Genomic DNA, 19,556 nt, shown 5'->3' on the forward strand with positions numbered 1-19,556 from the left:
CGCAGCGCATCGGGGAAGTGGTGACCTCGCTGGTTATCGCGCGTCCACATAACGACATCAACAAAATCGTCGCACATTACAAAGTCGCGGAATAACGGGAGACAACATGATGAAAGAAGCGCTTGGTCTGATCGAAACCAAAGGTCTGGTGGCCTGTATTGAAGCCGCCGATGCGATGTGTAAAGCCGCCAACGTCGAACTGATTGGCTATGAAAACGTCGGCTCCGGGCTGGTCACCGCGATGGTGAAAGGCGACGTCGGCGCGGTGAACGCGGCGGTGGACTCCGGCGTGGAAGCGGCGAAACGCATCGGCGAAGTCGTCACCTCTCGCGTCATTGCGCGACCGCATAACGATATCGAGAAAATCGCGTCGCAGCACAAAGCATGACCTGACAGGGCGCGCCCCGTCTCCACTCTTTTCGTCTGATGAAGGATAGACTCATGATTGAACTGGATAACGATTTGCAGTCCCGCCAGAACGCGCGGGAACTGGTGCGCAGCGCCAAAAAGGCCCAGGCGATTCTGGCCACCTTTTCGCAGCAGCAAATCGACGCCATCGTGAAAAACGTGGCCCAGGAAGCGGCGCACCACGCCGAAGCGCTGGCGAAAATGGCCTCGGAAGAGACCGGATTTGGCAACTGGCAGGACAAGGTGCTGAAGAACCGTTTTGCCTCGCTGCGCGTCTACGACGCCATCAAAGATATGAAGACCGTCGGCATCATTCATGACGATCCGCTAAAAAAAGTGATGGACGTGGGCGTGCCGCTGGGGGTGATTTGTGCGCTGGTCCCCTCAACCAACCCGACCTCAACCGTAATCTATAAAACGCTGATTGCCCTCAAAGCCGGCAACGCGATTATCTTTTCCCCGCATCCCGGCGCGCGCGAGTGCAGTTGGAAAGCGATAGAGATCGTTAAGCGCGCCGCCGAAGCCGCAGGCGCCCCGGCAGGCAGCGTCGGCGCTATCACCCAGCTGACCCTCGAAGCCACCTCCGAACTGATGCACAGCAAAGAGGTCTCGCTGATCCTCGCCACCGGCGGCGAAGGCATGGTGCGCGCGGCCTATGCTTCCGGCACCCCGACCATCAGCGGCGGTCCGGGTAACGGTCCGGCGTTTATCGAGCGCAGCGCCGATATCCACCACGCAGTGAAAGATATCATCACCAGCAAAACCTTCGATAACGGGGTGATCTGCGCGTCCGAGCAGTCGATCATCGTCGAACGCTGCATTTACGACGAAGTACATCGCGAGCTGGAAGCCCAGGGCGCGTACTTTATGAACGAGGGCGAAGCGGCAAAAATGGCGGCCCTGCTGCTGCGCGCCAACGGCACCATCAACCCGAAAGTGGTCGGCAAAACCGCGCTCTATCTGAGCCAGATGGCCGGCTTCAGCGTTCCGGCCAGCACCCGGGTGCTGATCGCCGAGCAAACCACCGTCTCGCACAAAAACCCCTATTCTCGCGAAAAGCTGTGTCCGGTACTCGGCCTGTACGTGGAAGAGGACTGGAAGGCGGCCTGCAATCGGGTGGTGGAGCTGCTGACCAACGAAGGCCTCGGCCACACCCTGGTGATCCACACCCGTAACCAGGACGTCATCCGCCAGTTCTGCCTCGAAAAACCGGTTAACCGCATTCTGATCAACACCCCGGCGGCGCTGGGCGGCATCGGGGCGACCACCAATATCACCCCGGCATTAACCCTCGGCTGCGGCGCCGTAGGCGGCGGCTCCAGCTCCGATAACGTCGGGCCAATGAACCTGCTCAACATCCGCAGGGTCGGCTACGGCGTGCGCTCCATTGATGAACTGCGCGCCCCGGGCAGCCGCCCTGAACCGCAGCCCACCCTCGTTGCCCCGGTCGATAACCCGCATCGCAGCATTGTTGACGACCAGCGCTTCACCGCCCCTGCCGCCGCCGCGACGCTTAGCGCAACGGCAGACGATCGTTTTGCGGTCCGCGCCGCCGTCGAGGCGGAAGGTGACATCAGCGAGCAAAACGTGGAGCGCGTTATCCGCCAGGTGCTGGAGCGCCTCGGTAAGTAATGCATTGAGATAAGGCGATAAAAACAATGATTCTCGCAAAGGTAGTCGGACATGTCGTCGCCACGCAGAAATGCGCTGAGCTACGCGGCAGCAACCTGCTGTTAATCGCCAGGTTAGACGATGAACAGCGGCCAATGAAGGACCAAACCTGGGTTGCCGTCGATAGCGTCGGCGCAGGCATGCACGACATCGTGCTGGCTGAAGAGTATTTCGCACTCAACCGGGACCGCTATAAGGCCATGTCGGTGGTTGCCATTGTCGAGAACGTGTTTCGGGACGCTTAAGGAGTGAATAGTCCAATGAGTGAATTTTTGCTGAAACCCCGGATCCGCTTTGGTCAGGACGCGCTTGCGGTCCTGAGCGAGCTTCCCGCCCGCAGCGTCCTGCTGGTCACCGATAAGGCGATGGTGAAATTTGGCCTCGCCGATCGCGTGACCCGAGTCCTGCAGCAGCGCGGCATCACCTTCCAGGTCTGGGACGACGTGGTGGCTGACCCGGATATCGCCACCGTCGTGCGCGGTATGAAGCTGATGGACAGCCGCTATCCGGATCTGGTTATCGCCCTCGGCGGCGGTTCGGTGATTGATGCCGCCAAAGCGGTTATCTTCGCCCTGGCGCAAACCCGTCCGGACGCCCGCCGCGAGCGCCCCTGCTTCGTGGCGATCCCCACCACCAGCGGTACCGGCTCGGAAGTGACCGCCTTTTCGGTGGTGAAAGCCGGCGCCGAAAAGCTGGTGCTGGTGGACCCGTCGCTGCTGCCGGATATCGCCATTCTCGACCCGGCGCTGGTGGCCTCGGTGCCGCCGGCGATCACCGCCGATACCGGGATGGACGTTCTGTGCCACGCGCTGGAAGCCTACGTCTCTCTCAATGCCAGCGACTTTTCCGACGCGCTGGCGGAAAAAGTGGTGCAGCAGGTGTTTCGCTACCTGCCGACCTGCTGGCGCAGCGGCGACAACCTGCTGGCGCGGGAAAAGATGCATAACGCCTCCTGCATGGCGGGAATGGCCTTCACTAACGCCTCGCTCGGCGTGACCCACAGCCTCGCCCACGCGCTTGGCGGCGTCTTCCGCGTCCCTCACGGCCGCGCCAACGCGCTGCTGATGGCGGAAGTCGTGGCGTGGAACGCCGATTATCAGGGGCGGTGCGATACCGATGCCGCGCGCAAATACGCTCGCCTGGCTCATCTGCTGGATCTGCCGGCCGCCAGCCCCCGCGAGGGCGTCGCCAGCCTACTGATCGCCATTCAGGCATTAAAAGATGAAATGACCATGCCGGCCGGCATCCGCGATACCGGCGTCGACGCCGCTGATTTTGACCGGCGGCTGGCGGAAATGGTCGGCCAGGCGCTGCGCGATGGCTGTACCCCAACCAACCCGCGCGTACCGGATGCCCACGCTTTAACCGAACTCTATCGCCGGGCGTGGACCGGCGGCGCCGTTCAGGGCCACTGATAACAAGAACTGGAGAACCTTACCCATGGCACACTACAGCTTAACGCCGCGCGTCAACGTGCTGGCAAAACGTTTACTCTCACAAAAAAGCACCCTGTGCACCGAACATGCCACGACGCTCAACGCCCTTGATGGCGATATCGCGGGCGTCCCCGCCGCCGTTAAACCGGCGCGCCGCTTCTACGAACTGATGCGCCAGCTGCCGGTGTGCATCAGCGCCGACGAGCTGATCGTCGGCAACCAGACCCGCAAACCGCACGGCGCCATCTTTCACGATGAAAGCGCGGCCCATCGCCCGTCGGCGTTCCAGTTTCTCAATCTGAACGGCGACCTCGACTCCCCGGACTATAAGCTGGTCATCGAGAAAGGCGTACTGGCGATCAGGCACCAGCTCGAAGAGAAAACCCGCAGCCTGGGCAGCGCCGTCAGCCGCAGCGGCATGGATGAAGTCAACGGCTGCCGCGCGGCGATTTACGCCTGCGACGGGCTGCTGACGCTGGCACAAAATCTGGCTAACAGCGCGGAGACCCTGGCCGCCGGCGAAGGCAACGCCTTTCGCCAGAGCGAGCTGCGCGACAGCGCCGCCATCCTGCACCAGGTTCCGGCCCACCCGGCGCGCAATTTTAAAGAAGCCTGCCAGGCCTTTTATCTGTTCCAGCTCGCGCTGCAGCTCGATAACGGCAGCTATGCGGTGAACCCGGAAGGCGCCGATAAGGCCCTGCTGCCGTGGTACCAGCGCGATATCGATAGCGGCGCCCTGACGCCACAGCAGGCCTATGAGATCGTCGAATGCCTGTGGTTCAAGCTGGCGGAGCTGAGCGAAGTCCGCGCCGCCTGCGCCATTGACGGCTACCCGATGTTTGACGCCCTGCTGCACGGTGCGAGCCTTGAGAACGCCAATATCAACGCGCTCTCCGCGATGTTCCTCAGCGCCCAGCACAACCTCAGCGCGCTGAACCTGCCGGTGCGCCTGTTCCGCGGCGCGCAGCAGATCTCCGCCGCCCCGTTCGCCGCCTGCGCCGATACCCCGGCGATGGAAGGCCTGACCCCGCGCATGCAGCGCCTGCGTAACCACTACCTGACCGTGCGCCCGAGCGTCTCCATCTACCGCGCGCTGGCCTTTACCGAAGTGGTCAAAGCCAACCCGGGCATGCCGACCATTCTGCTGCGCGCCAAAGCGTTCCGCCACGCCTGCGAAACCGCGCCGATCCTGATTCAGGATGACGAGCTGATCGTCGGCCATCCGTGCGGCAAGCCGCGCGCGGGCGCCTTCTCACCGGATATCGCCTGGCGCTGGGTACGCGACGAGCTCGACACCATGAGCACCCGCCCGCAGGATCCGTTTGAGATCAGCGAAGAAGATAAAAAAACCATCCGCGAGGAGATCGTTCCGTTCTGGGAAGGCCGTTCGCTGGATGAGATTTGCGAGGCGCAGTATCGCGAAGCCGGCGTCTGGGCGTTCAGCGGTGAGACCTTCGTCAGCGACCTCTCCTATCACCAGATCAACGGCGGGGGCGATACCTGTCCGGGCTACGACGTTCTGCTGTTCACCAAAGGGATGAACGGCATTAAGGCCGATGCCCAGGCCCGCCTCGAGCAGCTGAGCATGGAGAACCCGGAAGATATCGACCGCATTTACTACTACAAGGCGGCGATCGAAACCTGTGAAGGCGTCATTAACTACTCCCACCGCATCGCCGCCCACGCCCGGGAGCTGGCGGCCAGGGAGCAAAACGCCCAGCGTCGCGCCGAGCTGCTGACCATCGCCGAGGTTAACCAGAACGTGCCGGCCAACCCGCCGAAAACCCTGCAGGAAGCGCTGCAGAGCATCTGGACCGTGGAGTCGCTGTTCGAAGTCGAAGAGAACCAGACCGGCCTCTCCCTCGGCCGCGTTGACCAGTACTGCTACCCGATGTTTGAGGCCGATATTCGCGAAGGGCGCCTGACCCACGACGCTGCGCTGGAGATGATGCAGGCCTTTATTATCAAGTGCGCCGAGCTGATGTGGATGTCCAGCGAGCTGGGGGCGAAATATTTCGCCGGCTATCAGCCGTTTATCAACCTGACCGTCGGCGGCCAGAAGCGTACCGGCGGCGATGCCTGCAACGATCTCACCTATCTGATTATGGACGCCGTGCGCTTCGTGAAGGTTTATCAGCCTTCGCTGGCCTGCCGCATTCACAACCAGTCGCCGCAGAAGTACATGGAAAAAATCGTCGACGTGGTGAAGGCGGGTATGGGCTTCCCGGCCTGCCACTTCGATGACTCCCATATCAAGATGATGCTGCGTAAAGGCTTCGATTTTGAAGACGCCCGCGACTACTGCCTGATGGGCTGCGTCGAGCCGCAGAAATCGGGCCGTATCTACCAGTGGACCTCCACCGGCTACACCCAGTGGCCCATCGCCATCGAGTTCGTGCTGAACCGCGGCCGGATGGTGTTGTTCGATAGCTATCAGGGGCTGGATACCGGCGACCTGCGCGACCTGCACACCTTCGAAGCCTTCGACGCGGCGGTGAAAAAACAGATTGCCCATATCGTGCGCCTGTCGGCAATCGGCACGGTGATCAGCCAGCGCGTGCACCGCGACGTGGCGCCGAAGCCGCTGATGTCGCTGCTGGTGGAAGGCTGCATGGAGAGCGGTAAAGACGTGGCGGCCGGCGGCGCGATGGTCAACCACGGGCCGGGGCTGATCTTCTCGGGCCTGGCGACCTACGTCGACTCCCTCGCCGCGATCCGCAAGCTGGTATATGAAGATAAAAAATATACCCTCGAGCAGATCCGCGATGCGATGCTGGCGAACTTTGTAGGCTTCGAAGGGCTGCGCCGCGACTGCCTGAACGCGCCGAAGTACGGCAACGACGATAACTACGTTGACCAGTACGCGCTGGATATCACCGAATGGACCGAGCGCGAGTGCCGTAAATACCAGATGCTCTACTCCACCCTCAGCCACGGCACCCTGTCGATCTCCAACAACACGCCGATCGGCGAGCTGACCAACGCCACGCCGAATGGTCGCCTGGCGTGGATGCCGCTCTCGGACGGTATCAGCCCGACGCAGGGCGCCGATAAGCAGGGTCCGACGGCGATAATCAAGTCGGTCAGCAAGATGAACGTGGAGACTATGAACATCGGCATGGTGCACAACTTCAAGTTCCTCAAAGGGTTGCTGGATACGCCGGAAGGACGCCATGGCCTGATCACGCTGCTGCGTACCGCATCGATTCTCGGCAACGGCCAGATGCAGTTCAGCTACGTCGATAACGAAGTGCTGAAAAAAGCGCAGCAGGAGCCGGAAAAATACCGCGACCTGATCGTCCGCGTGGCGGGCTACAGCGCCTACTTCGTCGAGCTGTGCAAAGAAGTTCAGGACGAAATCATCAGCCGTACGGTGATTGAAAAGTTCTAATTTAAAGACATTTTCCCCCAGCAATGTCGAGTTGTAGAAAAGCGGTAAGCCCGTACATCCCAGGCGCATAGATAGCGATGTGACTGGGGTGAACAGGCGCGACCAACGCATTTACGGCTCGAAAGAGGACGGGGAGGAGGCAAGCGTGATCGCAACACAAGAATTAACCGGGCGCATCTTCAATATACAGAAGTATTCGATCTACGACGGGGACGGTATTCGCACGCTGGTTTTTTTCAAAGGCTGCAATATCCGCTGCCCGTGGTGCGCGAACCCGGAAGGGCTTACCAGCCAGTTTCAGGTGATGTTCTCGCAGGATAAATGCGTTAACTGCGGCGACTGCGTTAGCGTCTGTCCGGCGGGAATTCACTACCGGGCGGAAGAAAACGGCGCCATGAAGCACTTCGTCGACCGCAATAAGGACTGCATCGGCTGTCGTAAATGCGAAGAGATTTGCACCCAGAACGCGCTGGATATTATGGGTAAAGACGTCACCGTCAGCGAGCTGATGGAGATAATCATGCAGGATTACGATTTTTATATCGCCTCCGGCGGCGGCGTGACCATCGGCGGCGGCGAAATGAGCCTGCAGACCGATTTTGCCGTCGCCTTATTTAGCGAATGCAAAAAGATGATGCTCAATACCGCTGTCGAAACCCAGGGCACCACCTCGCTGGCTAATTATCAGAAGCTTGCGCCGGTCACCGACACCTTCTTATTCGATATTAAGCAGATCAATAGCGCGCACCATAAAGCGTTATTCGGTATTGGCAACGAAGGGATCCGCCGCAACCTGGAGTGGCTGGTGGATTCCGGCGCCAACGTGATTGTCAGGATGCCGCTGGTGCGCGGATATAACGACTCCTGGGAAGCCATTACCGGCGCCATTCATTACGTACAAAACCTGGCGAAGCGCGGAAATATCCGCCGCATCGATATGCTGCCGTACCACCAGCTGGGGCGTAAAAAATATGAACGTCTGGATATGCCGTACCCGATTACTCAGGACCCGTCTTATTCGCCCGAAGAGTTAGACCAGCTGGAAACGTTCTTCGCGCAGTTTGATTTTGATATTCGTTTAGTCCGCCATTAACAGGAGCTGACAATGAAAAGTTTAGGCGTAATTGAAACGCGAGGGCTGGTCGCCGCCATTCAGGCCGTCGACGCCGCCTGCAAAGCCGCAGGCGTAAGCTGCATCGGCTACCGTAAAATCGGCTCGGGGTTGGTCAGCGTCTGCTTTGAAGGCGAAATCAGCGCCATCCACACCGCGATTGAGCGCGGCGTCGAGGTCGTCGCCGCGGGCCAGGTCGTCGGCTCGCTGGTCATCGCCCGTCCGGAACGCAGCGTGGTCGATGCGCTGGGTAAATTAAAAGGCCGCCCGTCGCGTCCTGCCGCTCAGGCCGAGGCGCCGGCGGCTAAAGCCGACGCCTCGCTCCCGCCACAAGAAAAAGAGCCGGCCGCGCCCTATGACGCGCAGCCGGCAGCGGACCAGGCGGAAGACAAAAACGCCGCGCAGAGGAGAGGGAAGAAGGCATGATCGACGCTCTGCTCCATGAAAAAATTGCCGCCCGCCTGAGCCGCGTCGCCCCCGAGATCCCGGTCGGCATCTCTAACCGCCACGTTCATCTGGCACAGCAGGATGTCGAGGCGCTGTTTGGCAAGGGCTACGCGCTAACCCCGCTGAAGCCGCTGCGTCAGCCGGGGCAGTTCGCCGCCGAAGAGTGCGTCACCGTGGTCGGGCCGAAGGGCTCGCTGACCCAGGTGCGCGTCCTCGGCCCCACCCGGCCCTGCAGCCAGCTGGAAATTTCCCGCGCCGACTGCTTCACTCTCGGTATCAGGGCGCCGGTGCGCGAGTCCGGCCAGCTGGAGAACGCTGGCAGCGCGCTGCTGATCGGCCCGGCGGGCCACGTTGAGCTTCGTTCGCAGGTGATCTGCGCCTGGCGGCATATTCATATGTCGCCGCAGGACGCCCGCCGGCTGAACGTCAGCAACGGGCAGAAGATCAGCGTCCGCAGCAACGGCGAGCGCCGGCTGACGTTTGATGAGGTGGTGGTTCGGGTGCGCGATGATTTTGCGCTTGAGTTCCACATCGATACCGAAGAGGCCAACGCCGCCGGACTGAAAAACGGCGCCCAGGTCGTCATCACCCAGCCCGCTTAACGGAGACCGGCCATGACCGACGAAGAGATCGAACGCCTGGTAACGCGGATTATCCACCGGCTGCAGCCGCCGGTTCTGGTGATGGTCACCGCCGCCGACGGCTACCGGCAGGCGATCCGTCGCCGCCTGGCGGCCTGCGGGCTGCCGCTGCATATCGCGCTGGACGAAGGTATCCCGGACGCCGCATGCTGGCAGGAAACCGGCGCAATCATCCCGCCGTCAGCCTGGCAGGAGGCGCTGCCGGCAATGGCCTGGCGCGCGGCGATCGTGCCGTTTCTCGACTATCCGCTGGCGGCCGACCTGGCAAACGGCAGCCTGCACAGCCCGTTCGCCAGACGCCTGCACGAGGCGCTGCTTAGCGGCCTGCCGGTGCTGGCGCTGCGCTACCACTGCGATCCCGACAGCGAGCTCAATCAGCTGTACGGCGCGGCGACCCGCTCGGCCTACGCCGGGCAGATGCGTGCGACGCTGGCCCGCCTGACGGAGTGCGGCGTCACCCTGTGCGATATGAACGAGCTGCTGGAGCGGCTGACGTCGGGTAGCGCAGCGCCGCCGCCGGTGAACGCGACGCGGCGTTATCTTACCGTCACGGACGTCGTGAATAATCCAGCGCTAGCCGCCGCGCCCGATGCCGAGCTGACCGATGCCGCCATCGATTTTTTGAAAAACAGAAAAAAAGAACCTTACCTTAATAAATAGACCCGGAGTTTATTATGTCTTCTAAAACAAAATGTTGGCTATGGATGCTGCTGGTTATCCTCTCCGAAACCTCAGCCACTTCGACGCTTAAAATGTTCGGCAGCAGCGAAGGCTCAACCAAAATGATGCTGCTCGCGCTGCTGATTGTTCTCTACTGCACCTGCTACTACTCGCTCTCCCGCGCGGTGAAAGATATCCCCGTCGGCCTGGCGTACGCCACCTGGTCCGGCACCGGCATCCTCGTCGTTTCCACCCTGGGCATGGCCTTTTACGGCCAGCATCCGGATACCGCGGCCATTATCGGCATGGCGGTTATCGCCAGCGGCATCGTCATCATGAACCTGTTCTCGAAAATGGGCAGCGAGGAGAGCGCCGCCGCGCCCGCCGAGCCGGTTACGCCTCTCGACAAAAAAATCGCCAACTAACTGAAAGGAATAGCATATGTTTAATCTCGGATTTTTATGGCTGGCGCTGTCAATCGGCTCCGAAATCACCGGCACCTCGATGATCAAAAAGACCAACGGCTTTAGCAAACTGGCGCCGTCGGTGCTGGTGGTCTGCGCCTACGGGCTGTGCTATTTCGCCCTCACCCGCGCGATGAGCACCATCCCGGTGGGCGTGGCCTACTCGCTGTGGTGCGGCTTTGGTATCGTCGGCGTCACCATCTGCTCCATGATCCTCTACAAGCAGAAGCCGGATCTGCCGGCCATCTTCGCGATGGTGCTGATTATCTCCGGCGGCATCATCATGAACGTCTTCTCTACGATGTAACGCTCGCGGGGGGCGGGTTTACCCGACGCCCATTTCGTGGCAGGATAGTCCGATGAACAGAAACGTTGTCGTTACCCGCTCCCTTCGCTGGTGGCTGCCTGCATAAAGGCGGCACGATTCACGTTTCCATTTCAAAGCCGCCGGAAGGCGGCTTTGTCATTTCTCAGCAGCGCCTTTCGGCTTAACCGCATCGTAAGGAGTTTCTGATGAACGCAAACCACACCATTCTTACCGGCGATCGCCCGACCGGCCCGCTGCACCTCGGCCATTACGTGGGGTCGCTGCGCCAGCGCGTGCAGCTGCAGCATGACCACCAGCAGTTTATTCTGGTCGCCGACCTGCAGGGATTAACGGACAACGGCAGCAACCCGCAAAAGATAAGCAGCAATATCTTTGAAGTGATGGCCGACTATCTGGCCGTCGGCATCGATCCGCAGAAAACCACGATTTGCCTGCAGTCGGCCCTCCCGGCGCTGGCGGAGCTAAGCGCCCTGTACATGAATATCGTCACCGTTGCCCGCGTCGAGCGCAATCCCACCGTCAAGCATGAAATTGCGCAGAAAGGCTTCGCCCGCTCGCTGCCGGTGGGGTTTCTGGCCTACCCCATCAGCCAGGCCGCCGATATCACCGCCTTTAAGGCCGGGCTGGTGCCGGTCGGCGACGATCAGCTGCCGATGATCGAACAGACCAACGAAATCGTACATAAGATGAATAGCTTGACGACGGCGCCGGTGCTGCAGCACTGCAGGGCGCTGCTCAGCGAGGTCGGTCGCCTGCCGGGCGTTGACGGCAGCGCAAAAATGTCAAAATCGCTGGGCAATACGCTGACGCTTTCGGCCAGCGAAGAGGAGATCCATCGCGCGGTCAGCGCCATGTATACCGACCCGGACCACCTGCGCGTTGCCGACCCGGGCCGGGTGGAAGGTAACGTTGTCTTTACCTATCTCGATGCCTTCCACCCCGACAAGCCGCTGGTTGCCGAAATGAAGTCGCACTATCAGCGTGGCGGACTGGGCGACCGGCAGTGTAAAGACGCGCTGGAGGCGTGTTTGCAGACGCTGCTGGCGCCGATCCGCGAACAACGGGCGCGGTTTATTGCCGATAAAGGCATGCTGCTGGAACTGCTGCGTCAGGGCAGCGAGCGGGCGAACGGCCTCACGCAGCAGACGCTGCATGAGGTGAAACGGGGTCTGGGACTGCCGATACTGTTCTGAGCGAAGAGGCTTCGGGCTTGCGCCATCGCGCGTCGCCGGCAAACGGCTTAGCCGCCGCTGCCGCCTTCATGCATCTTCACGCAGTTGCGTCCGTCGCGCTTGGCGGCATAGAGCGCGCTATCGGCGTCGCGCAGCAGCAGGTTGTAATCAGGGTGGCCGGTATGGATGGCGTAACCGATGCTGGCGGTAATGGCGATTTCGGTCTCGCCGCCCACGTTGAAGGCGAGCTGGCTGATATTTTTGCGCAGGCGCTCAAGGAGCACATGGGCCTCGTGGGCACCGGTTTCCACCAGCACCAGCAGAAACTCTTCGCCACCGTAGCGGAAGATATAGTCGCTGGAGCGGATATTATCGCTGAGCAGATCGGCAACGTGCTTAATCGCCCGGTCGCCCACCTGGTGGCCCCAGCTATCGTTAATCTCTTTAAAATGGTCGATATCGACGATCGCCACCGTCATCGGCCGCTCATACTCGATGGCGAGCGTGACCTCATGCTTGAGGACCACCGGCAGATAGCGACGGTTGAGCAGGCTGGTGAGGGCATCTTTGCCGTTTTGCATTTGCGTCAGGCTGCTAAAAATCACCCCCAGCTGGCTGCCGATCTGCTGGCAATGAATATGAATGCCCTGCAGCAGGTTTTGCGTCTCTTTATATCCCGTATAGCTATCCGTTGATTTCCAGCCGCTAATTAGGTTATCGACCTCAGCGATTAATCCGCCAATCTCTTCCATCTGCGCGTTCTTATTAAAATAGCGCACGCATTTATGGCGGAACCACAGGCCAAATTCGGATTCAGATAATAACGTGGCGTTAATATCGTTTTTATTTTCGCTAACGATATTAAAAATAACGGTATTTTCCCAGCCGGAGAGCGCGGCCTGCTGTTTACCGTACTCCATCGGTACGTTATCCATCAGGCTGTACAGTCGATAGGCCTCTTCGTTTTTGGTGGCCCGATAGTGCGACAGAGTGTAGGCATGGCACATCATCTCGATCGCCATATTAAACGCCATAATCGCATAGTAGATCGCGGCCACGCCGGTTTGGCGGTCTATCGCGCTGTCGCGAATATATTCGATAACCCCGGCCTTGAGCTGCCTGGCACCGCGCAGCACGGCCTCGGCAGGAATGCCGATCCGCGAGTGAATGCTGCCAATATGGTATTGCCGTTCCGCCAGCGCCTGCAGGCCGTCCTTCTCGCAGGTCAAAATGTCTTTGACCCAGCCGGCCAGCGAGCGGCTCAGACGCTCCTGAACCAGGTCATAGGTAAGGTGCCTGGCAATATCCGGGTCCTGAAAAATAAAGTCATAAAAGCGGGCCGCCAGCGCTTCAGCCTGCTCGGCGGCAATATTATTAAGCACCGCCTTTACTTCCGGCGTCAGGCTGTCGTGCAGCGGCAGCCATTCCTTAAAAATAACCGCGATATATTTTTTGCTTTCATCTTTCATTGAATAAAGCACTCGCTGACGTTTGTCTCTTTTCAGGGCCGCAAATCATACAACAGTTAGCTATGACCAACCAGATTGAAAATGCAGCAATCTGCTTTACGCCAGGCCGCCGGCGGACGGTTGGCGACGCGGCGTCAACATCCCACACTTATCGTATGGACATACTCAATACAAATGCTAGTATCCCATAGACAGTAGCTATATTTATGCGTGTTTCATTTAAGGCCAGGATTGCTGATGATGACCACATTCGTAGCACATCTTTCTCACCGGTTAGCCGCGCAGCTGGATCCGCGCGCCGGTCGGCCTTGCCCCTCCACTCCCCTGTCTTTCAAAGAGAGAATGCTCCGTATGGCGGAGGACAGAAGCGCGCATCACTCAGCAATATGGAACAGAGCGAGTAGCGTATGGACAAAATCAAACAGCACTGGGCCTGGTGCCTTGTCGGCCTGCTGGCGGTCATCGCCGCCCTGGTAGTATGGGCGCTGCGTCCGCCGGGACTTCCGCAGGGTTTTGCCGGCAGCAACGGCAGGATCGAAGCTACCGAGGTGGATATCGCCAGCAAAACCGCTGGACGCATCGACGCCATTCTGGTCAAAGAGGGGCAGTTCGTTCGCAAGGGCGAGGTGCTGGCGCGGATGGATATTCGGGTGCTTAACGAACAGCGCCTTGAGGCCGCCGCCCAGATCAAAGAGGCTGAAAGCGCGGTCGCCGCTGCGAAAGCGCTGCTGGATCAGCGGCAAAGCGAAATGCGCGCCACCGAGGCGGTGGTCAAACAGCGGCAGGCGGAGCTCAACTCCACCGCCAAACGGCACGTGCGTTCCAGCGCGCTGTCGCAGCGCGGCGCGGTTTCGGCCCAGCAGCTCGACGATGACCAGGCGGCAGCGGAAAGCGCCAGGGCGGCGCTCGAATCCGCCAGAGCCCAGGTGTCTGCGGCGAAGGCGGCAATTGAAGCCGCCCGCACCAGCATTATTCAGGCACAAACCCGCGTCGATGCCGCGCAGGCGACGGAGCGACGCATCCTCGCCGATATCGACGATAGCGAGCTCAAAGCACCGCGCGACGGCCGAATTCAGTATCGCGTCGCCGAGCCGGGCGAAGTCCTGGCCGCCGGCGGCCGGGTGCTGAATATGGTCGACCTCTCCGATGTCTATATGACCTTCTTCCTGCCCACCGAGCAGGCTGGCCTGCTGGCGCTGGGCAGCGAGGCGCGCATCGTGCTGGACGCGGCGCCAAACATGGTCGTTCCCGCCCATATCAGCTTTGTCGCCAGCGTCGCGCAGTTTACGCCGAAAACGGTAGAAACCAGCGATGAGCGCCTGAAGCTGATGTTCCGCGTGAAGGCCCGCATTCCGCCGGAGCTGCTGGAGCAGCACCTGGAGTATGTCAAAACCGGCCTGCCCGGCATGGCATACGTTCGCCTGGATAGCCAGCAGGCCTGGCCCGATACGCTCACGGTGAGGTTGCCGCAATGAGAGGCTCTCAGCAGGATACTTACCCACCGGTCGCCCTGCTGGAACACGTTGGCCAGCGCTTTGGCGCCACCGTCGCGCTGCGGGATATCACGCTAAGCATTCCCGCTCGTCGGATGGTGGGCCTGATTGGCCCTGACGGCGTCGGCAAATCCAGCCTGCTGTCGCTGATTTCCGGGGCGCGGGCGATTGAACAGGGCAACGTGATGGTCCTCGGCGGCGATATGCGCGACCCCCGGCATCGGCGGGATGTCTGCCCCAAAATCGCCTGGATGCCGCAGGGGCTGGGCAAAAACCTCTATCACACCCTGTCGGTGTATGAAAACGTCGATTTCTTTGCCCGGCTATTCGGTCACAACAAGGCCGAGCGCGAGAACCGCATCGATGAGCTCCTGCACAGCACCGGGCTGGCCCCTTTCCGCGACCGTCCTGTCGGGAAGCTGTCCGGCGGGATGAAGCAGAAACTCGGCCTGTGCTGCGCCCTGATCCACGATCCGCAACTGCTGATCCTTGATGAGCCCACCACCGGCGTCGATCCGCTTTCGCGCGCCCAGTTCTGGGAGCTGATTGACAGCATTCGCCGGCGCCAGCCGGAGATGAGCGTGCTGGTGGCAACGGCCTATATGGAAGAAGCGGAGCGCTTCGACTGGCTGGTGGCGATGAACGCCGGGGAAGTGCTGGCGACCGGCAGCGCCGAAGAGCTCAAAGCACAAACCCGCAGCCAGACGCTGGAGCAGGCGTTTATCGCCCTGCTGCCGGAAGCCCAGCGCGAGGCGCACAAAGAGGTGATCATCCCGCCGCGCAGCGCGCAGGATGATGACATCGCGATTGAGGCCCGCGACCTGACCATGCGCTTTGGCAGCTTCGTGGCGGTCGATCGCGTGAATCTCCGCATCGCCCGCGGCGAGATTTTTGGTTTCCTCGGCTCAAACGGCTGCGGTAAATCAACCACCATGAAGATGCTTACCGGCCTGCTGCCCGCCAGCGAAGGCGAGGCCTGGCTATTCGGTCAGCCGGTCGATCCGAAGGATATCGAAACCCGCCGCCGCGTCGGCTATATGTCGCAGGCCTTCTCCCTCTACAGCGAGCTGACCGTCAGGCAGAACCTCGAGCTGCACGCCCGCTTATTCCACATCCCGGATGGCGAGATCCCCGCTCGGGTGGCGGAAATGAGCCAGCGCTTTATGTTAACGGAGGTCGAAGATACCCTGCCCGCCGCTCTGCCGCTGGGTATTCGTCAGCGGCTCTCTCTCGCCGTGGCGGTGATCCATCGCCCGGAAATGCTGATCCTCGATGAGCCAACTTCCGGCGTCGATCCGGTCGCCAGGGATATGTTCTGGCAGCTGATGGTCGATCTCGCTCGTCAGGATCGGGTGACCATTTTTATCTCGACCCACTTTATGAACGAAGCCGAGCGCTGCGATCGTATTTCGCTGATGCATGCCGGGAAGGTGCTGGCCAGCGATAGCCCGCAGGCGCTGGTGGCCCAGCGCGGTGCGGCAACGCTTGAAGAGGCGTTTATCGGCTGGCTACAGGATGCTCAGCAGCCCGTTGCTGAAACAGCGCCCGCTCCGCCGGCTAGCGCTTCGTCCGTGACGACGGCGGCGCAGCAGGCGTTCAGCCCTGGACGGCTCTTTAGCTACAGCCGACGCGAAGCGCTGGAGCTGCGGCGCGATCCGGTACGTTCGACCCTGGCCCTGCTGGGTACCGTTATTCTGATGTTCATCATGGGATACGGCATCAGCATGGACGTGGAAGATCTGCGCTTCGCGGTGCTCGATCGCGACCAGACCCTCAGCAGCCAGGGCTGGTCGCAGAATATTGCCGGCTCGCGCTACTTTATTGAGCAGCCGCCGCTGCAGAGCTATGACGAACTGGACCGGCGGATGCGCAGCGGCGAGCTGGCCGTGGCCGTTGAAATCCCGCCTAATTTTGGCCGCGATATTGCCCGCGGCACGCCGGTGAAAATTGGCGTCTGGGTGGATGGCGCCATGCCTAATCGTGCCGAGACGGTTCGCGGCTACGTTCAGGCCATGCATCTGGCATGGCTACAGGAGATGGCCGGGCGGCAGGCCTCTCCCGCCCGCGATACATCGCTGATATCCATCGAGACGCGCTATCGCTATAACCCGGACGTGAAAAGCCTGCCGGCTATCGTTCCGGCGGTGATCCCGCTGCTGCTGATGATGATCCCGGCGATGCTCAGCGCGCTGAGCGTGGTACGTGAAAAAGAGCTTGGCTCAATCATTAATCTGTACGTCACCCCGACCACCCGCAGCGAGTTTCTGCTCGGCAAGCAGCTGCCCTATATCGTGCTGGGAATGTTTAACTTTTTCCTGCTGTGCGCGCTGTCGGTGTTGGTGTTTGGCGTGGCGCATAAGGGCAGCTTTCTGACCCTGACCCTGGCGGCACTGCTCTATGTCACCATCGCCACCGGGCTGGGGCTGCTGATCTCCACCTTTATGAAAAGCCAGATTGCGGCCATCTTCGGCACCGCCATTATTACGCTGATACCGGCCACCCAGTTTTCCGGCATGATTGACCCGGTCGCGTCGCTGGAGGGGCCCGGCCGCTGGATTGGTCAGATCTACCCGACCAGCCATTTTCTGACCATCGCCCGCGGCACCTTCTCAAAAGCCCTGAGCCTGACGGATCTGTGGGCGTCCTTTATACCGCTGCTGATTGCCGTTCCGCTGGTGCTCGGCCTCAGCGTGTGGCTGCTGAAAAAACAGGAGGGATGATGCGCGGATTACGCAATATTTATAATCTCGGCGTCAAGGAGCTGCGCAGCCTGCTCGGCGATAAGGCGATGCTGACCTTAATCCTCTTCGCCTTTACCGTGTCGGTCTATTCCTCTGCGACCGTGATGCCAGGCTCGCTGCATCTGGCGCCTGTGGCGATTGCCGACATGGATAAATCGCAGCTCTCTTCGCGTATTATCAACGGCTTTTATCGGCCGTGGTTTTTACCGCCGGAGCTGATTAACGAAGATGAGATGGATGCCGGGCTGGATGCCGGGAACTATACCTTTGCCATTAATATTCCCCCCAACTTTCAGCGCGACGTGCTCGCCGGGCGGCAGCCGGAAATACAGGTTAACGTCGACGCCACGCGGATGAGCCAGGCGTTTACCGGCAATGGCTATATCCAGAATATTATCAGCGGGGAGGTGAACGGCTTCGTTGCCCGCTATCGGGATAATGCCACTCTACCGGTCGAGCTGGCGGTGCGCATGCGCTTTAACCCCAATCTTGAGCAGGAGCGCTTTGGCGCGGTCATGGCCATCATCAACAACATCACCATGCTGGCGATCGTGCTGACCGGCTCGGCGCTGATCCGCGAGCGGGAGCACGGCACGGTCGAACACCTGCTGGTTATGCCGGTGACGCCGTTTGAAATTATGCTGGCAAAAATCTGGTCGATGGGGCTGGTGGTGCTGGTCGTTTCGGGGCTTTCGCTGCTGCTGATGGTTCAGGGGGTGCTGCAGGTACCGATTGAAGGCTCGATCCCGCTTTTTATGCTGGGCGTGGCCCTGAGCCTGTTCGCAACCACCTCCATCGGGATCTTTATGGGAACGGTAGCGCGCTCGATGCCGCAGCTGGGGCTGCTGATGATCCTCGTACTGCTGCCGCTGCAGATGCTTTCAGGCGGCTCAACCCCGCGGGAAAGCATGCCCCAGGCGGTACAGGATATTATGTTAACCATGCCGACCACCCACTTCGTCAGCCTCGCGCAGGCGATTCTGTATCGCGGTGCCGGCTTTGCCATCGTCTGGCCGCAGTTTTTAACCCTGATGGCGATTGGCGCAGCGTTTTTTGCCATCGCCCTGCTGCGTTTTCGTAAGACCATCGGCGCGATGGCGTGAATGAGCCGTACCGGCCGTCACCTTAGGCGGCGGCCGGTGGACTATTTTTTGCTGTTTATCACGCGGCGCAGCAGCCAGGTAAAGCCCATCGCCATGCTAAACAGAATGAACAGCAGCACGACCCAGCTCACCGAGATGCGGACCAGCGTGCCGAAGGTCATCAGCGGCTGCAGATAGACGGTAAACGAGTCGCTTAACGGCTTATTCATCAGCATATAGGCGCTATCGGCCAGCCAGACGCAGACGCGACACGCCAGCCAGATAATTGCCGGCCAGCAGAGCAGGACCAAAAAGGTAAGGCGTTCTTGTACGTAGCGAGTGAGCCGGCGCAAAGGGGGCCAGCCAAGCAGGATTTTCATTTATATTCTCATATTGCCACCCGGTGACAGGGGTTATTTAGCCCCGGGAGTGACCGAAACAGGCATTAATATCGGCAGTACGCTTGATATTTTATATCACAATTCGGTTAATCCGAACCCGATCAAGTTAACAAAGTGTTAAGGACAGTAAATCATTTGATTGGCAAAGTCCAGTTATTACGACTTTACGTCTGGAATAGCGAAGCGTTATTTTGTAAATAATTGATAATATTAATTAAATATAATTCAGGAGTGAATTAAAGATATTCAGAGAATTAATTAAAAACCGGGGTTTTATATTTAAAACATAGCTGGTTTATATTTTAAATATAGCATCAGGGGTGCGAAGGGACTGTTCTTATCAGAAGAATAACCAGAGATAGCAGTGCGCAGCGCCCGATCCGGGCGGCGTCCGGCCGGTTTCCTGAACCGCAGACAACAAAAAAACCCCATGCTTTCGCATGAGGTTTTTCTGTTTATTTGATGCCTGGCAGTTGATGGCGGGCGTCCTGCCCGCCCCCCTCCGGGCCGTTGCTGCGCAACGTTCAAATCCGCTCCCGGCGGATTTGTCCTCCTCAGGAGAGCGCTTACCGACAAACAACAGATAAAACAAAAGGCCCAGTCTTTCGACTGAGCCTTTTGCTTTATTTGATGCCTGGCAG

At 59.9% G+C, this 19,556-nt stretch carries 18 protein-coding genes; 15 read left to right on the plus strand and 3 right to left on the minus strand.

Features of this window, described 5'->3' with window-relative positions; all coding sequences use genetic code 11:
• The first annotated feature begins 109 nt into the window (after positions 1-109).
• The 12 genes from RTE01_RS25765 to trpS all read left to right on the plus strand — a co-directional run bounded on the left by RTE01_RS25765 (position 110) and on the right by trpS (position 11,750).
• Complete coding sequence (locus RTE01_RS25765; protein ID WP_015585230.1) at positions 110-388, plus strand: BMC domain-containing protein; 279 nt, start codon at positions 110-112, stop codon at positions 386-388.
• 53 nt (positions 389-441) lie between these two features.
• Positions 442-2,040 carry an acetaldehyde dehydrogenase (acetylating) gene (locus RTE01_RS25770; protein ID WP_134525207.1) on the plus strand — a complete coding sequence of 533 codons (1,599 nt, stop codon included), beginning with the start codon at positions 442-444 and terminating at the stop codon, positions 2,038-2,040.
• Positions 2,041-2,066: 26 nt separating this feature from the next.
• Positions 2,067-2,324 (plus strand): EutN/CcmL family microcompartment protein, encoded by a 258-nt coding sequence (locus RTE01_RS25775; RefSeq protein ID WP_041143876.1) that lies wholly within the window; start codon positions 2,067-2,069, stop codon positions 2,322-2,324.
• A gap of 15 nt (positions 2,325-2,339) precedes the next feature.
• Entirely contained in the window at positions 2,340-3,494 is a 1,155-nt protein-coding gene (locus RTE01_RS25780) for a 1-propanol dehydrogenase PduQ (protein WP_141335471.1), read from the plus strand.
• Between the two features lie 25 nt (positions 3,495-3,519).
• Positions 3,520-6,906: a choline trimethylamine-lyase gene (gene cutC, locus RTE01_RS25785; protein ID WP_141335473.1), complete on the plus strand. Its 3,387-nt coding sequence runs from the start codon at positions 3,520-3,522 to the stop codon at positions 6,904-6,906.
• Positions 6,907-7,051: 145 nt separating this feature from the next.
• Complete coding sequence (gene cutD, locus RTE01_RS25790; protein ID WP_134525206.1) at positions 7,052-7,999, plus strand: choline TMA-lyase-activating enzyme; 948 nt, start codon at positions 7,052-7,054, stop codon at positions 7,997-7,999.
• Between the two features lie 12 nt (positions 8,000-8,011).
• The gene (locus RTE01_RS25795) at positions 8,012-8,443 is read left to right on the plus strand and encodes a BMC domain-containing protein (protein WP_141335475.1); all 432 of its coding nucleotides are present in this window, start codon (positions 8,012-8,014) and stop codon (positions 8,441-8,443) included.
• Complete coding sequence (locus RTE01_RS25800) at positions 8,440-9,066, plus strand: phosphate propanoyltransferase (protein WP_134525204.1); 627 nt, start codon at positions 8,440-8,442, stop codon at positions 9,064-9,066. Before RTE01_RS25795 ends, RTE01_RS25800 begins: the two co-directional genes overlap by 4 nt.
• A gap of 12 nt (positions 9,067-9,078) precedes the next feature.
• Positions 9,079-9,765: a hypothetical protein gene (locus tag RTE01_RS25805; protein WP_041143871.1), complete on the plus strand. Its 687-nt coding sequence runs from the start codon at positions 9,079-9,081 to the stop codon at positions 9,763-9,765.
• A gap of 14 nt (positions 9,766-9,779) precedes the next feature.
• Positions 9,780-10,190, plus strand: coding sequence for a DMT family transporter (locus RTE01_RS25810; RefSeq protein WP_041143870.1), 411 nt, complete (start codon positions 9,780-9,782; stop codon positions 10,188-10,190).
• 16 nt (positions 10,191-10,206) lie between these two features.
• Positions 10,207-10,536 (plus strand): DMT family transporter, encoded by a 330-nt coding sequence (locus tag RTE01_RS25815; RefSeq protein ID WP_041143869.1) that lies wholly within the window; start codon positions 10,207-10,209, stop codon positions 10,534-10,536.
• A gap of 206 nt (positions 10,537-10,742) precedes the next feature.
• The gene (gene trpS, locus RTE01_RS25820) at positions 10,743-11,750 is read left to right on the plus strand and encodes a tryptophan--tRNA ligase (protein WP_134525203.1); all 1,008 of its coding nucleotides are present in this window, start codon (positions 10,743-10,745) and stop codon (positions 11,748-11,750) included.
• A gap of 47 nt (positions 11,751-11,797) precedes the next feature.
• Here trpS and RTE01_RS25825 read toward each other — a convergent pair whose 3' ends face one another.
• Positions 11,798-13,198 carry a GGDEF domain-containing protein gene (locus RTE01_RS25825; protein ID WP_134525202.1) on the minus strand — a complete coding sequence of 467 codons (1,401 nt, stop codon included), beginning with the start codon at positions 13,196-13,198 and terminating at the stop codon, positions 11,798-11,800.
• A 407-nt stretch (positions 13,199-13,605) separates the two neighbouring features.
• Between RTE01_RS25825 and RTE01_RS25830 the strand changes: the two genes are divergently transcribed.
• From RTE01_RS25830 to RTE01_RS25840, 3 genes are read left to right on the plus strand one after another with little or no spacing between them, the layout of a single operon-like run.
• Positions 13,606-14,673 carry an HlyD family secretion protein gene (locus tag RTE01_RS25830; protein WP_134525201.1) on the plus strand — a complete coding sequence of 356 codons (1,068 nt, stop codon included), beginning with the start codon at positions 13,606-13,608 and terminating at the stop codon, positions 14,671-14,673.
• On the plus strand, positions 14,670-17,411 hold the full coding sequence (gene rbbA, locus RTE01_RS25835) for a ribosome-associated ATPase/putative transporter RbbA (RefSeq protein WP_141335478.1): 2,742 nt from the start codon (positions 14,670-14,672) through the stop codon (positions 17,409-17,411). The genes RTE01_RS25830 and rbbA overlap by 4 nt, the downstream gene beginning before the upstream one ends.
• Positions 17,411-18,535, plus strand: a complete 1,125-nt coding sequence (locus tag RTE01_RS25840; protein ID WP_041143864.1) for an ABC transporter permease — start codon at positions 17,411-17,413, stop codon at positions 18,533-18,535. The genes rbbA and RTE01_RS25840 overlap by 1 nt, the downstream gene beginning before the upstream one ends.
• A gap of 41 nt (positions 18,536-18,576) precedes the next feature.
• Here RTE01_RS25840 and RTE01_RS25845 read toward each other — a convergent pair whose 3' ends face one another.
• Positions 18,577-18,894: a hypothetical protein gene (locus tag RTE01_RS25845; RefSeq protein ID WP_123552606.1), complete on the minus strand. Its 318-nt coding sequence runs from the start codon at positions 18,892-18,894 to the stop codon at positions 18,577-18,579.
• A gap of 361 nt (positions 18,895-19,255) precedes the next feature.
• On the minus strand, positions 19,256-19,556 hold a 301-nt coding region (locus tag RTE01_RS26295; protein WP_218029270.1), incomplete at its 5' end, for a hypothetical protein.

It is taken from the genome of Klebsiella terrigena (assembly GCF_006539725.1).
GTDB classification, from domain to species: domain Bacteria; phylum Pseudomonadota; class Gammaproteobacteria; order Enterobacterales; family Enterobacteriaceae; genus Klebsiella; species Klebsiella terrigena.